Origin of the sequence: Caulobacter flavus (assembly GCF_003722335.1) — a bacterium.
GTDB lineage: Bacteria > Pseudomonadota > Alphaproteobacteria > Caulobacterales > Caulobacteraceae > Caulobacter > Caulobacter flavus.
Map to the genome: position 1 here is coordinate 1,487,074 of NZ_CP026100.1, position 13,842 is coordinate 1,500,915.

The 13,842-nt window shown below is 68.4% G+C and carries 10 protein-coding genes and 1 tRNA gene; 2 read left to right on the forward strand and 9 right to left on the reverse strand.

Annotation, left to right across the window (positions count from 1 at the left end):
• Positions 1-12: 12 nt before the first annotated feature.
• The 4 genes from C1707_RS07060 to C1707_RS07075 all read right to left on the reverse strand — a co-directional run bounded on the left by C1707_RS07060 (position 13) and on the right by C1707_RS07075 (position 7,433).
• On the reverse strand, positions 13-1,584 hold the full coding sequence (locus tag C1707_RS07060; RefSeq protein ID WP_101711040.1) for a S8 family peptidase: 1,572 nt from the start codon (positions 1,582-1,584) through the stop codon (positions 13-15).
• 78 nt (positions 1,585-1,662) lie between these two features.
• Positions 1,663-2,559 (reverse strand): dienelactone hydrolase family protein, encoded by an 897-nt coding sequence (locus tag C1707_RS07065; RefSeq protein WP_101711039.1) that lies wholly within the window; start codon positions 2,557-2,559, stop codon positions 1,663-1,665.
• Complete coding sequence (locus C1707_RS07070; RefSeq protein ID WP_101711038.1) at positions 2,556-3,743, reverse strand: MBL fold metallo-hydrolase; 1,188 nt, start codon at positions 3,741-3,743, stop codon at positions 2,556-2,558. The genes C1707_RS07065 and C1707_RS07070 overlap by 4 nt, the downstream gene beginning before the upstream one ends.
• 234 nt (positions 3,744-3,977) lie before the next feature.
• Complete coding sequence (locus C1707_RS07075) at positions 3,978-7,433, reverse strand: hypothetical protein (RefSeq protein ID WP_145998286.1); 3,456 nt, start codon at positions 7,431-7,433, stop codon at positions 3,978-3,980.
• Positions 7,434-7,892: 459 nt separating this feature from the next.
• On the opposite strand from C1707_RS07075, the gene C1707_RS07080 reads away from it, so the two are divergent.
• Together C1707_RS07080 and C1707_RS07085 are read left to right on the forward strand one after the other, a co-directional pair.
• Positions 7,893-9,050: a hypothetical protein gene (locus C1707_RS07080; RefSeq protein ID WP_145998285.1), complete on the forward strand. Its 1,158-nt coding sequence runs from the start codon at positions 7,893-7,895 to the stop codon at positions 9,048-9,050.
• A gap of 20 nt (positions 9,051-9,070) precedes the next feature.
• Positions 9,071-10,018 (forward strand): hypothetical protein, encoded by a 948-nt coding sequence (locus C1707_RS07085; RefSeq protein WP_101711035.1) that lies wholly within the window; start codon positions 9,071-9,073, stop codon positions 10,016-10,018.
• Positions 10,019-10,288: 270 nt separating this feature from the next.
• Here the strand turns inward: C1707_RS07085 and C1707_RS07090 are convergent.
• From C1707_RS07090 to C1707_RS07110, 5 genes are all read right to left on the reverse strand, one after another.
• Positions 10,289-10,378 (reverse strand) — tRNA-Ser (locus C1707_RS07090).
• 136 nt (positions 10,379-10,514) lie between these two features.
• Positions 10,515-10,934 carry a PaaI family thioesterase gene (locus C1707_RS07095; RefSeq protein ID WP_101711034.1) on the reverse strand — a complete coding sequence of 140 codons (420 nt, stop codon included), beginning with the start codon at positions 10,932-10,934 and terminating at the stop codon, positions 10,515-10,517.
• Positions 10,935-11,003: 69 nt separating this feature from the next.
• Positions 11,004-11,843: an MBL fold metallo-hydrolase gene (locus C1707_RS07100; RefSeq protein WP_101711033.1), complete on the reverse strand. Its 840-nt coding sequence runs from the start codon at positions 11,841-11,843 to the stop codon at positions 11,004-11,006.
• 78 nt (positions 11,844-11,921) lie between these two features.
• Positions 11,922-12,632: a hypothetical protein gene (locus tag C1707_RS07105; RefSeq protein ID WP_164467297.1), complete on the reverse strand. Its 711-nt coding sequence runs from the start codon at positions 12,630-12,632 to the stop codon at positions 11,922-11,924.
• A 78-nt stretch (positions 12,633-12,710) separates the two neighbouring features.
• Positions 12,711-13,796: an RluA family pseudouridine synthase gene (locus tag C1707_RS07110; RefSeq protein WP_101711032.1), complete on the reverse strand. Its 1,086-nt coding sequence runs from the start codon at positions 13,794-13,796 to the stop codon at positions 12,711-12,713.
• Positions 13,797-13,842 lie beyond the last annotated feature (46 nt).

The following is a 13,842-nucleotide window of genomic DNA, read 5'->3' on the forward strand; positions in this document are numbered from 1 at the left end:
GGCGGGACCTCCTTATCGGGATTGGATGGCGCGCAGCAGGTCCAGAAGGCCGGCGCCCTGGAAGTCCCGCTTGCGATCGAGATCGGTGGCGCTTTCCAGCAGGGCGGCCTTGACCGCCTCGGGCTGGCCGACGAATTCCTTGTGGACCGAGAGGAAAGCCGCGCAGGCGCCGGAGACGTGCGGTGCGGCCATGCTGGTGCCGCTCTCCTCGCGGTAATAGGCCACCCCCGCTTCGGGCGTGAACTTCTCGACCAGCCGGATGTCCTCGCAGGCCTCCCGTACCGTAGCCGACGAGGCGCACGACAGGATCCGCTCGCCCGGCGCGACGAGATCGGGCTTGGCCCGGCCGTCGGCGGTCGGGCCTCTCGAAGAGAAGTAGGAGACGCCGAAGGTGTGGGGCGCTTCGGGATGGGTCGAGCCGACGGTGATGGCCCGTGCGGCGTTGCCGGGGTCGGAAATCGACTGGTCGAGGCCGATGCGCTTGTTGCCGTCCGACCCCTCGGGTCGGATCATCACCGAACCCTCGTTGCCGGCCGAGACCACGACGATGACGCCATGGGCCACCAGGCGGTCGACGGCGACGCAGACCGGGCTTTGGCCGGCGGCGTACCATTCGGCCTCGAACGGGTAGCCGATCGAGATATTGACCCCATGGATCCGGATGCGCTGGCCGTCGGCGTTGAGCTCGTCGACATGGTCAAGGGCGGCGAGCAGGGCGCTTTCATGGCCCTTGCCCTCGGCGTTCAGCACCTTGAGGCTGACCAGCCGGCAGCGGGGGGCCACGCCGCTCAGGCCGTGGCCGATCACCTCGGCGTGCAGTCGCACGGACTTGGTCTCGTCGCGTCGGCGCGAGAGCCGCACGGCCCCTGGAGCGCTGGGTCGTGGCGCGGGATCACCCAGGACCGGCGGGTCGCAAGGCGTGGCGCCGGCGATGATCCCGGCGACGTGGGTGCCGTGGCCGAAATCGTCGCGAAGGGGATCGCCCTCGCCGGTGAAGTCGCGGTGCTCGGCCGGCGCGGGCGGCGCGCCGACGTTCGCGCCTTGGGCTACATTCTGGCCCAGGGAGTCGTAAGTGATGAAATGGGGGTGATCCTTGTCGATCCCGCTGTCGATCACCGCCCATGTCACCCCGCGTCCCTCCGAACCGAAGGTTCGTGCGCAGGCGTCGGCCTTGACCAGGCGCACCGAGCGGTCGAGGTGAGCCAGCAGCGGCGTGTCGCGCCAGACCTTGTAGATCGCGCGCGCCTTGCGCAGCGCCTCGCTCGCCTCCGCCAAGGTGCGGGGCGCGGCCTCCTCGTCGCCGTCGATCTTGACGAGCTCGCTCAGCTGGGCCGCATTCAGCTTGGCGAACACGTGGTGACGCGTCGAGTAGGGCAGGGGGCGCGCCCCCACGCGCTTTAGCAGGGCGACGATTTCCTTGAGCGCCGCGTCCCGTCCGCCGGGATAGTCGAGATTGGGGTCTATGATGACCTGGACCCCCTCGCCGCTTTCCATGGCGATGACCAGGGAAGGGGATACGACATAGCGGGCATAGCGTTCGCAGAGCGCCTCGCGCGCCACCCTGGGGTTTTCATCCTCGGTCATGGTTCCCCCGCAATCGACCGTTCGTGGGCGAGATAGCTATGTTGTGAAGCGCAAGGCGCGATCGCCTCGCGGTCCGGCTCAAGGAAAGACCCGCGCGGGCGCCGCGGACGGCCCCGAGCCGGGTTTGCGTTTGCAGCCCTGTTTGAGGCAGTCGCGCAGACCGCTGTCGAAGGTCGGGGGCGGCCCGCCCTCGATCCGCCACCGTAGGAAGGCGATCATCTCGTCGCGGGCGTGGACCGTCAGCGAGCCGGGCCCCTCGACAAGGTGGCTGGTCATCACGCTGTGATGCTTGAGCTGCGAGGGGCTGTTGAGGTCGGCCGCGTCGTCGGGCAGGCAGCGGGACCCCAGCCCGACCGGCATGACGGCCCCAAAGCGCTTGAGGCGCGTGCACGGCGAGGCCTTGTCGCCCTCGAAGCGGAAGATCATCGCGCCAAGCTCGCCCGCCTCCATCCGTGCCGAGACCTTGGCCTGGTCGGCCTTGGACAGGTCGATCTTGTCGCCGGAAAGCAGTGGAAGCGAGGGTTCGCAGGCGACAGCAGCGCCCACGCTGTCCTGAGTGGCGGCGGCAATCGCGAAGCCGCCGGTCAGACAAAGTCCGATGATCCCAACGGGCCGGTCGACGCCGCCTACCTGGTCGGCGAGCCGACGCAGCCAGCCGACCGCGCCGCGGGTGGTCTCGAAGGGCAAGGCGGCCAGGATGTCCGTACGTATGCAGGCCGCGGCAAAGTTCGCGGCCTGTTGGGACTGGCTGGGCCGGCGGCCGGGCTCGCCGAAGAAGTCGGGAAGGTGGACCCGAAAGCCGGCGGTGACCAGAGCGCGGGCCAGGTGCATGACCTCCGGCGTGATCGACGGTAGCTCGTGCACCAGGATGACGGGGGCGCCGCCGGTCTGCGAGATCCAGACGTCGGGCGCCTTATCGGGCCAACCCGTTGGCGCGCGGACGAAGCCGTTCATGTCGTCGGTCGGCAGGTTCATGATGGGCTCGAGACAGGCGGGACGATCACGCAGGGAGGACGGGCCGACAGCGCCTCGCCGCCGCGCGCGGCGATCGCGGGCGCTGGACCCGAGGACGGGATCGTCAGGGGAGACAGCGGCGGCAGGAAGCAGACGACAACGCCGGGCGCCTGGTTCGCCTGCAAGATCGCGAAGGTCCTGGAAGGCTTGTCCAGCGGTGGAGGGCTGTCGCGCAGACCCGCCTCGAGCGGATCGGTGAAGCGATCCCAATGGATGGGGACGAAGGCGCGCGCGCCGGTTTCGGCCTGGGCGCTAGTCCAGTACTCCCGGGCGTAGACGGCCTCGCCTTTCCTGCCAAGGCCGCCGACCCCCAGGAAGACGAGTTCGGCTTGGGGCAGCGGAGGCGTTCGATCGCCTACCGGCATGCGGCGCCCGGTGCTTGGATGCACGAGGATCCGGCGCTCGCCATGGGTGATCAGGAAAGAATAGTTCTCACGATCCTTCAATTGCCCGAACCAGGCTGGCAGCTTGCGGCCGGCGCGCATGTCGCCCGTCAGCAGCCAGCGCAGGGGCGGCCAGCCAGGGCCATGATCGACCTTGTAGGCGGTCACCGTGAACGGCCCGAGCCGGAACACCGAGCCATCCTGGAGGATCGGGCTGCGCGCCTCCGGCACGCCGTTGGCGCGGACCAGTCGCGCCGTCGACGCGTCGCCGATCACCAGGGCGTCGCTCTTCAGGCGCGGGCCCTTCGGCGTTTCGGTCAGGCGCGCGATGGCGGCCGCGTCGAGCGAGTGGTCATGATGAGCGTGGGCCACCAGCACCGCCCGCAATCTCGTGACCTTGGCGTCGTCGAGGCGGCGCTCGATCAGGCGCTGGTCTGGGCCGACGGCGCCAAGGATCGTCTGGCGCAGGTCGGGGCGCGTAAAGAAGCCGTCGACGAGGATCTGGTCCTCGCCCGCCGACAGCAGCAGGGTGCTGACCCCATAGTAGGTGATGATCAGCGGCGCGGTGTCCTGGGCCCCCTGCGCTGTCGCCAGCGGAGCGGGTCCTAGCAGCGCGATCAAGGAAGCCAGAAGCAGAATGGGCCGCCAGGCCGGCTGCTGATCGGTTCGCGCGAGCGCGCCGTCGCCGTTGTGGCGGGCGGGGACGGCGGCGCGCGGGGACGGGTCGAACGCCGGCGACGCCGGCTCCGCGAACCTGACCATGCGAAAGCGCGACGCAAACCCCACGACCCGCCCCTCCCTGAGCCGCCCTGGTCAAGCTTGGGGCTCTTTACCCCAGGCTGCAAGCTTTAATTGTCTGTGTGATCCAATTGCCCTTAGGGTTGTGCCTGTCTGAGCGACCGCTCTGATCGCCCGAAAATCAGCGGGCGGCTCATCACTGAAAGCAGCTTTCCACCGCGATCTTGCGGAACACGGCAACGCCCGGGCGCGGGCCGCCTAGGCGCCTTGCAGCTCGAGCAGCCCCGGGATGTCGGCGGCCGGCAACCTTCCGAGCGCCGCTAGCCTGTTCATCTTGCTGCGCTGGCGCTTGGCGATCGACTCCCAGAGCGTCAGTCCGCCGTGATGAGCCAGGCGATAGAGGCGGTCGATCTCAAGATAGGCTAGCTGGGCGTAGGTTTTCTGCTCCTCGCCCTGTGTCAGCATGGCGATGCCCCGATAGACCTTCGCACGCTCGCGCATCAAGCGGAGGCGGACGCGTGGCCGGTGCGCCGCGGCCCCCATCTGGGCGTCGGCCTCGGCCAGCAGGCGTTCGGCCACTTTGAGATCGGCGAGAGGATCGGTCCCGGCCTGCCTCGCGAAGGCCGCATCCAGGATGAGCAGGCTTGGCCTTTCGGTCGGATAGCGGGCGACGAGGCGCCCGAGCATGTCCATCTGACGACGGGCCTGCGAAACCAGATACTGCACGGTGGCCGGGTCTATGGTGGGTGCGGGAGTCGAGACTTGCGCGGTGACTTCGGCGGTGGCGGTTTCGTCCAGTTCGGGCTTGTAGCGCGCCGCCTTGATCAGCTGCAGCAGGCCGCGGACGAGCACGCGCGCGCCGTGCGGGTTGATATGAAAATCTCGGGCAAGGGGGGAGAAGGCGAAGCTCGAGCGGCGAAGGCGATCCCCCGCGGCCAGGTACAGGAAGGCGCGCATGAACAGAGTTTGCCGGCGTGGATGGCTCGGGGCCATGTCGCCGGCGTGAATGATGTCGATCTCGGCTACCGCGCTGAGCAGATCCGACCACGCCGCCAAGGTCTCCGACAGGCCGTGGTCGGACGTCACCTTTTGGGCGACCTGGTCTTGGAAGCTCTCCAGCCAGGTCTCCACCGCATCGCCGAAGTTGGGGGTCCGCAGGGTGATGGCCGGGGTCTCGAAGAGTTTCAGCCAGGCCTCTTCGAAGCCGAATTCCTTGAGGATCGCTTTGGCTCGCCGATCCTGGCGCTGATCGTCCCGGACAATGCCCAGATCGATTTCAGTCCGCGCCATGGCCAGTTGCGCCCGGCGCTTGGCGTCCCATGCGAAATAGTTCGGCGGAGCGTCCTTGCTGGCCTTGCCCGAGGCCTCGCCGGCCTGGGCCTCTTTCCTTCTCGGCCGGAAGGCCTCTGAATCGGGCCAGATCCTGAAGAGTTCCCGACTGGCGTCGAGCGCCTCGTCCACCAGATCAAGTTCGTTGTTGCGCAGGGCCGCTTTGGCCAGGGACGTGAACTGTTCGGAGATGAGCGTCAGGCGCGTCTCGACGTTGCCGGCGTTCAGGCCTGGTCCGACGCCATCTCCCATGGCCTTGGCTTCGGCTTCGATATCGGCGCGCTCGACGGTCAGGAAGGGCGGGATCCGGGTTTCGAGCAGGGCCTTGTCGCTGAGGAACGCCCACGGATCGCCCGAGCCGACATTCATCATCAGGCGCAGCAGATCGACCTTTATGTCGTCGCGGCCCTGCGTTCGGGTGAGGTGCCATTCCGGCGGCGCTTCCAGCAGCGCCCGGTAAAAGACGGCGTAGTAGCGCACGAAGCTGATCGAGTTCTGGGCCGGCAGCGCCCGGAACGACAGTCCATGCAGGCCCGGGTCGCTCTTGCCCGGACCCAGGGCCAGACTGCAGGCGCCGTGATAGATCGCCTGGAAGAGGCGGCGGAAAAAGCGAATGTCGTCTGAATCGCGCCAATCGCCATGGCGGACGATCAGATTGTACTGCAACAGCATTTCTTCACCGAGCAGTCGGTGCAGGCGCGCCAGAGCGGAATGATCGGCCTCATTCTCGATCAGATGCTCGATCAGCAGGTTGCGCAGCCGCGGCGCGGTGAAATCCAGGTAGGTGCAATCGAAGCAGTCGTCTCCGCTCGGGAACTCGCTGTCCTCTCGCCGTCGGGCCGTGGCGAACTCCAGGCGTTCGCGGGCATGGTCCAGGGTGTCCAGGCCCAGGATTTTGGCGTCCTGGCCTTGCGTCAGCAGCGGCTCCAGACAGTCGATCGCCTCGTTGATCGCCTGCGACAAGGGCTTGGGAGAGGTCCGGTCATTCTCCTGCAGCGCCGCGTCGAGATTCCAGCACGGCTGGTCCAGCGCGGCCTCGTCCCATGCCTCGCGCCAGGCGCCCAGTACGCGGTTCAGGGTCGCTAGCCGAACCCCGTCCGGCATCAGCGCCGCGCAGGTGACGACGGCGAGGGTCACGGGATGCTCCCGCAACATACAGAGAACTTCTCGCGCCAGATCCGCTTCGGTGCTTATCGATATGGCGCGAGCGGCCTGATCGTCATCGCCCTCGGTGATCAGCATCTGAACCAGCGCCAGGGCGACATCGGTCTTGTCCGCCGCCATGGTCTGGGCGGCTTTGACCATCCTGTCGTGGCGGCCCTGATCCCTGGCGATCTTGCCCATGGTGGTCGCGTCGGGCTGGTCCAGCGGCGGCGCGATGACGGCGAAGGGGCTGTCGAACCGTACCGGGCTCGAGGCCAGGACAATGAAGCGGTTGTCGTTGAAGGCCAGCGCGGGGCGCTCGGCGGCGTCGACGCCGCGATAGGGATGGATCAGCTCGTCGAGCAGCGAGGCCAACCCATCGTCGATCATCAGCGCCGCCAGTCGCGGCAAAGTGCTCTCGAAGGTGCTGAACCCGTCCAGGATCAGCGTACAGGGGTCGATGGCCATGTTGCGGCGAACGAACTGCAACTCCGCGCGCATGGCGGCCGAGGAAATCGGCCAGGGGGCGTCGGCTAGCGGCTCGCGCCGATAGAAAGCGGCCAGATACCCGACCAGCTTGGCGTAAGAGACCTTGTCGTAACGGAGCGGCTTCTTCGAGACCAGAAGACGCGAGACGGGCAGATAGCAGATAGGCCGGCGCTGGGCTGATTGGGGCCCCAGCCTCTCGCAGAGCGCGCCTGCGAACGCATGCAGGCCCTCGCACATGCCGTCCCCCACCAGGGTCATGATCGGCTGGAGGGTCGGTCCGCGCAGGAACCGCTCGACCTCGTCCAGCAAATCCTTTCGTTCCTTCGACTCGTCGTGAAAGGTGGCCTCGGGCATGAGGTCGCGCGCGTCGCAGAGCGGCAGGTGCCCGGTCGTGAACCAGGTGAAGCACTCGGCGATGGGGTCGGCGGCGGGGTCTTCCCAAGACAGCCGCGCGCCCCGGAAAGCGCTTTCCAGGATCGGGTAGTGCTCGTCGTCGAGATAGGCCACGACCTTGGCGACAGTGTCCGGGCTGGGCTGGCGTTGTCTTATGTGTTCGTCGGGTACGCCCAAGGCTTTGCAGAACGGCCCGACCTTGCCGAACAGCGCCGCGGCGATGCGGATGCGGGCGTTGAGGCTGAGGCCGATCTTGTCGTCGAAAAGCCGCTGGGATCGCACCTTGGGCTGCGCGCCGTTCCTTTCAGCTTGCCAGCGTTTCAGCAAATTCCTGGCGACCGACTTATGTCGGTCGGACATCTCCACTCGCACCGTCTCGCCCCCTAACTGCACGCGAATTTTTGTTCACGCTCAATCCCCGGGCGAAGTGTGCCCTCAGCCGACGGACGGTTACAAGCCGCCGAAACGGGTTTTCCGCGCTTTCGCGGAATCTGGCGCCCATGAATTGGACCTTCTGCGCGCCGCCGCACAGAACAGGACGCCTTCCCTAGCGGAAAGTGGACGCCGACGCGCAAAGGCCCGAAGGCCTGCCACGCGATCCCGCGCATTTGAGTAATTGTTGAGATTAGATCGAGGGAATTCCGCTCGATTTGGCCGCTTATGCAGTAATCCCTAGGTTGTTTCAAGAGTTCTTCGCAAATTGCCTATTGATCGTTAGCCATGTTTCGAAGTTGATGTACGGTGGCAGTGCCCGCTCGGACCACCGGGGGACGAGCGGCTCGGCCGCCGAGGCTTTCAACCCTCAATCGGAGAAAGACTATGTCCCACCAACCTAGCCTTACCGAAGGGGAGGAACTCCTCGGCGGTCTACTGCCGCTCAACGCGGTGGCCAACGACAACGGACAGGACGGGGGTGACGACGATCGCCCGCCGCCCGCCGCCGGGGGGGCGAGGGCGGCGGCCCTCGTCCTGCCGGTGGAGACGGTCAGGGCCGTCTCCACCTCCCGGGTGACGCCCCCCTACTTTGACCCCTTCGCTATCGTCCGCGATCCTCGCGTGTTCAGCCTGGTGCGCGACCTGAACGGCAAAGCGCTGGCCGACATCCGCGTGGAGGACGTCACGGCCAAGCTGATCGGCCAGCACTTCCGCGACGGCCGTGTGAAGAAGATCGGGGATTGCACCCGGCGCCTCTCGCCCGAACGGGCCACCCAACTGCTCGGCGAACTGGCCTACCTCTATAGCTGTCTGTACCTGCAGGCCGAACTCCAAGGCCTGCCTGTCCGGCGCTACGCCGAAAGTCTGATCCCGGGCATCGAGCGCACGATGTGGAAGCTGGCCGAGCGCTGCGGTCTGCCGCCGCGCGACTCCGCGCGGACGGTGTGGATCGGCCAGCCAGCCTACAGCTGGACGCGTGAGCCGAGCGAGCGCGTTTTCGCCGCGGCCGTAAGAGGAACAGCATCCCGCCTGCTGCACGTGGCCGAGCAACTGGAGGCCACCGAGCGTGGACGGGTCTCGTTCGAGAACGGCGCCCATTCGTTGACCACCGCCGCCGACGCGCTCGAAACCTGGCGCCTGGACCTCAGCCGCGCGCTGCGTCCGGGGGTCACCGACCGGGGGCTGTTTCGCAAGTTTCTGGCCGCATACCCGGTCTGCGGCGAGCTGTTCGACGGGCCCAGCCCCGTCCAACTGGAGGGCTGGCAGCGCGTTCGCGAGTCGATCGGTTCGTTGAACTCGATCCGTAAGTTCGGGCGCTCCCCGCTGCTGATCCAGGCCGCGAGCTTGGCGGGCTTGGCGCCGGCCGAGTTCCGCAACCCGACCCGCACGCAGCTGCGCCGCCGGCTTGACCGCCTCGACGACGCCGCCCGTTCGGGCGTGGAGGCGGTCTCGACGATCGTGCGCATCATGAACGCCTTCGAGGACGACGCCTCCGAGCTGTTTCTGGAACGTGGCGCGCCGCCCGCCGCGTCCAATGACTAGGCCGCGAAAGGAGATCGATCATGCGTACCCGTTTTCCGCTGAACATCGACCCTTCGACGCTGGCTCCCCCCGACTGGGGCGATCTCCTGCAGGTCGCCACCCAGACGGCCGCCCTGCCGGTGGCCGGCGTCGCCGCCATCATCGCCTGGTGGAGCTATCGCGAAATGCGTCGGCAACGACAGGCGGCCGACGAGGCGCTTCTCGTGGCCACGCCCAGGCCCACCACCATGTGCATGACCGCCTGTCCCGACAGCCTGCGAACCGAGGCGCCGCACGGCGGGCCGCCTAGTCTGAAGATCGCCAATATCGGCCCAGGCGCGGTGCGCGGCGTCGAGGTCCGTTGCGAGCTTCTGATCAGCGACGAACTGGAGGCGCTGATCGACGTCGGCGCGCCCAGGCCGATCGGCCCGCCCGGCTCTAGACCTCTGGCCTATCTCGGGGCGCCGATCGGCGTCGCGCTCGGCGAACACCGCGGCCGTACCCTGGCGCCGGGCCATAGGACTTTCGCGATGACCGCGCGGTTTCACACCGACCTGGAAAGCTTGGCGGCCGATCAGTCGATCGAGGTGCCGCTGCCGCCCACGCTCGTCCAAGCTTGGGCGTTCCATCAGGCGGTCGCCGAGGAGTCGGGGAAGATGCTATGGGCGCCGCTCAGGGTGCGGGTCCGATCGCGCACCCGCACGGGTCGCAGCCAGGAGGAGCTTCTGTTCTTCGCCCTGGTCAGCCATCAGCCGCGTCGGGACGGCGACAAGGTGATCTACGACTTCACGATCGAGACACGCGACGTCTCCGAGGTGCCGGGGCCTTTGCTCCGCCAGGATGTCGGCAACGCGATCTGGCGCCGCTATGTGGCCTATTTCGATATCGCCCAGGATGCGTCCCGTCGGTTTCCTGGGCGGCGGCGCGGCAAAGCTGGTCGATCCTCGCCGAGAGCCGCGAGCCGCAAGAGGAAGAAGAAGGCCAGCTAGATCGGGCGGCGGTGACTGGCGTACCTGTGATGCGAGGTTGCCAGGAGGGGCGGCGCGATGACGCGACAGGCGCTGGCCCGGCTGCGTGGCTCGCTTTACCTGACAGCTAGTCAGGCGTTCCCAAGGCCGGGTCACTAGGTCCCACGCTTCGTCCCAAACATGCGATGTGGGGCGGTGAGCGTGTCGAAGCACGTCTCGGCGATCTCCCCTTATGAGACGGGGATTTGCCGGGCGTCCGCGGACGTGGTCGGATTTGTCAGGATGGGGTAGTGGCGGAGAGGGTGGGATTCGAACCCACGGTGCCCTTCCAGGCACGCCGCATTTCGAGTGCGGTACATTCGACCACTCTGCCACCTCTCCAGGGGGTCTTCGTGGCCAGCTTGGGGCCGGCCTTGAGTGAGGGCGGGATACCTATCCAAGCCGCCGGAAGAGCGCAAGAGGCTATGATGCGCTTTTCCGTCTTTTCTTGCGGCGGGCCGCGACCCGCCGTCGCGGCTCAGGCCTTAGGGTACAAAATCATCTGGGTGCAGCGGAAAAGGGCGATGGTTTTGCCCGTGCCTTCGGCCGTGACGACGGCGTCCCAGACCTGGGTGTTGCGGCCGCCGTGGACCAGTCTGGCCTCGCAGGCCACGCCGCCGTCGCGGGCGGTGCCCAGGAAGTTCGACTTCAGCTCGATGGTGGTGAAGCCGGTCGCGCCCTCGGGCAGCGAGACCACGCAGCCGTAGCCGCTGGCCGAGTCGGCCAGGGCGATCACCGCGGCGGCGTGCAGAAAGCCGTTGGGGGCCATGTGATGGCGCTCGACGTCGAAGCGGCCGCGCACCAGGCCGGGCTTCGCCTCCTGCCATTGCAGGCCCAGGTGGTCGGGCAGGCTGCCGGCCTGGACGGCGGTGAGATTGGCGCTCTGGTCGTCGGCCATGACGGGGCCTCCTGATACTTCACGTGCGAAGCATTAGGCGCGTCGGCGACCGTCGTGGCAAGTGAGTTTTTAAAGAGAACGAATGTTCCGCGGCGGAAAGCGCACGCCGTTTTCACCGACCGGAGGCAGCTTGCCCGAGCGCACCGCCACGTCGAGGGCGGCGATGGTCAGCGCCGAAGGCTCGACCGCTTCGCCGCCGCGACGGGCGACGAACTCGGCCTGCGCAACGGCGTCGCCGGCGTCGGGGTTGGCGGCCTTGTGGGCGGCGACGGTGCTGTCGGCGGCGGCCGGGTCCTCGCCGGCCCAGCTGGACAGAACGCGGACGTCGTCAGGCAGCGACAGCAGCTTGCGGGCGTCGGCGAACAGGCCGGCGGCGTCGGCGCCGGGGGCGTCGCTGGCCGGCAGGCCGGCAGGCAGGATGGCGTCGCCGACGAAGAGCACGTCGCCAGCCTTGTAGGCCACGGCGCCGGGCAGGCGGCCGGAAAGAGCGATGGGGTGGAACTCGATCCCGCCCATGATCAGCGGCTCGTCGTCCTCGCGGGCCAGCTTGTCGAAGTCCCAGCCTTCCAGGTCGACGCCCTCGGCGCCCAGCGCCGGGACGAGGCGCTGCAGGCTTTCCAGCACGTGGGCGCCGATGGCGACCGAGGCGCCGGTCTCGTATTTCAGGTGGCCGGCGGCCGACAGGTGGCCGGTATGGACGGCGGTCTCGAGGATCCAGGTCGGGCCCAGGTCCCGCGCGCGAATGTCGGCGATGATGGCGTCGACGAAGGCGGTCGAGGTCTCGCCGGTGGCCGGGTCGAAATCGAGCACCGGATCGACGATGGCGCAGAGCAGGGTCGCCGGATCAGCGACGAGATAGGTCACCCGCCCGGTGGCGGCGTGGTGGTACGCTGTGATGTCCGGCTGCATGCTTACGCCCGAAGGTCCCCGTTTGGGCGCACCATGACGGCAAGCCGTTAAGCTTCGGCGAACGCCGGAATCGTCTCGTCAGGGACGGCCGTCGATGTCGCAGGGGCGCTGGGACCCGCGCATCTGGGTGGCCCACAGCGGCTCGACATAGCGGCCGTCGTCGGCGCGCACGCCGTCGACGCAGCGCTCGGCCGACGCGCCGCGGCCCGACATGTCGAGCGACAGGGCGACCGACTGGCTCTTGCCGCCGCGGGCGAAGCCGTAGGGGCCATAACCGCCGTAGCCGTAACCGCCGTAGCCTGGGCCGCCATATCCAGGGCCGTAGCCGAACTCGTCGTAGCCATAGCCCCAGCGGCCGTTCTTGCCGAACTCGGTCTGCGAGACGGCGACGCCCAGCGTGCCGGTCTCGCCGACGGGGAACAGGGCGGTCGCCGACATGTGGCGGTAGCCGCCGGTGCCGACGCCGACCTCGACGCTGCCATGGACCTTGCGCTTGATCGGGCCGGCGTCGTCGTCGCGCGACAGGTTCAGCGGCTCGCCGCCGTCCTGAGCCGTGGTCTTGACCGGCGAGGCCTTCAGCCAGGCGTCGATCTGTTCCTGGGTGGTCAGGGGGCGGGTGGCCTCGGGCGCGGCCGGGGCGGGGGCGGCCGCCGCCTGGGCCGGGCTCGACGTCGTCTTGGCCGTGGCCACCACCTCGTCGTCGGCGCCGGCGGCGAACGCCAGCACGGGCGCGGCCAGCAGGGCGAGACCGATGGAGAGGGGAGCAACGAGGCGGGCGGCGAGCGGCATGTGACGGATCTCCAGCCCTGAACCGATACGCGGGCGGCGAAGCTGAATTAGGGCGCGAATGTTTCGCGGACGCAAGTTCTAGAGGCCTTCCAGCCCCGCCTGGACCGCGGCCATGTCGGGCGGCAGGGGAGTCTCGAAGCGCAGGGTCTCGCCGGTCACCGGGTGGACGAAGCCCAGCAGGGCCGCGTGCAGGGCCTGACGGGAAAAGGCGGTCTCGACCAGCACCGCCTTGACCGGGGCGGCCGGGGCGCCGCCGCCGTAGACGGGGTCGCCCAGGCAGGGCGAGCCCTTGCTGGCCATGTGGACGCGGATCTGGTGGGTGCGGCCCGTCTCCAGCCGGCACGAGACGCGGGCGGCCAGCGGTTTGTCGCCGCCGAAGGTGCGCTCGACCTTGTAGTGGGTGACCGCCTCGCGGCCGCCGCTCTTCAGCACCGCCATCTTCTTGCGGTCGTGGGGCGAGCGGCCCAGGCGGGTCTCGACCGTGCCCGACGAGGGATGGGGCGCGCCGCGCACCAGGGCCACGTACATGCGGTCGATGTCGTGCGCGGCGAACAGGGCCGACAGGCCGCGATGGGCCGCGTCGCTCTTGGCCGCGACCATGACGCCGGAGGTCTCCTTGTCCAGGCGATGGACGATGCCGGGACGCGCCACGCCGCCGACGCCCGACAGGCTGTCGCCGCAGTGGTGCAGCAGGGCGTTGACCAGGGTGCCGGTCTCGCTGCCGGGGGCCGGGTGCACGGCCATGCCGGCCGGCTTGTCGAGCACGATCAGGTGGGCGTCCTCGTAGAGCACGCTCAGCGGGATGGCCTCGGGCTCGGGGATCGCCGGGGCGGGCGGCGGCTCGACCACCAGATAGTCGCCGGCCAGGGCCTTGGCCGAACCATTGGTCACCGCTCGCGGCTGGCCGTCGGCGTCGAGGCGGAAGACGCGGTTCTCGGCCATCAGGGCCTGCAGCCGGGCGCGGGACAGCGTGTCGAAAAGCACGGCCAGGGCCTTGTCGAGCCGCTGGCCGACGAGGTCGCCGTCGAGCCGGCCCTGCAGGCGGCGTTCGCCCGCCTCGCCGGCCTCGTCGGCTTGCGACGCGTCCAGCAGGTCCTCGATGTCGTCCTCGGCGTCGGCCACTCGTTTCACGGCTCCTTCACAACCCCGTCGCGCGGGCGACATGACCGCTCCCTAGGGGCGAGGCCTCGTACAGTTGTTGGAGGGGAAT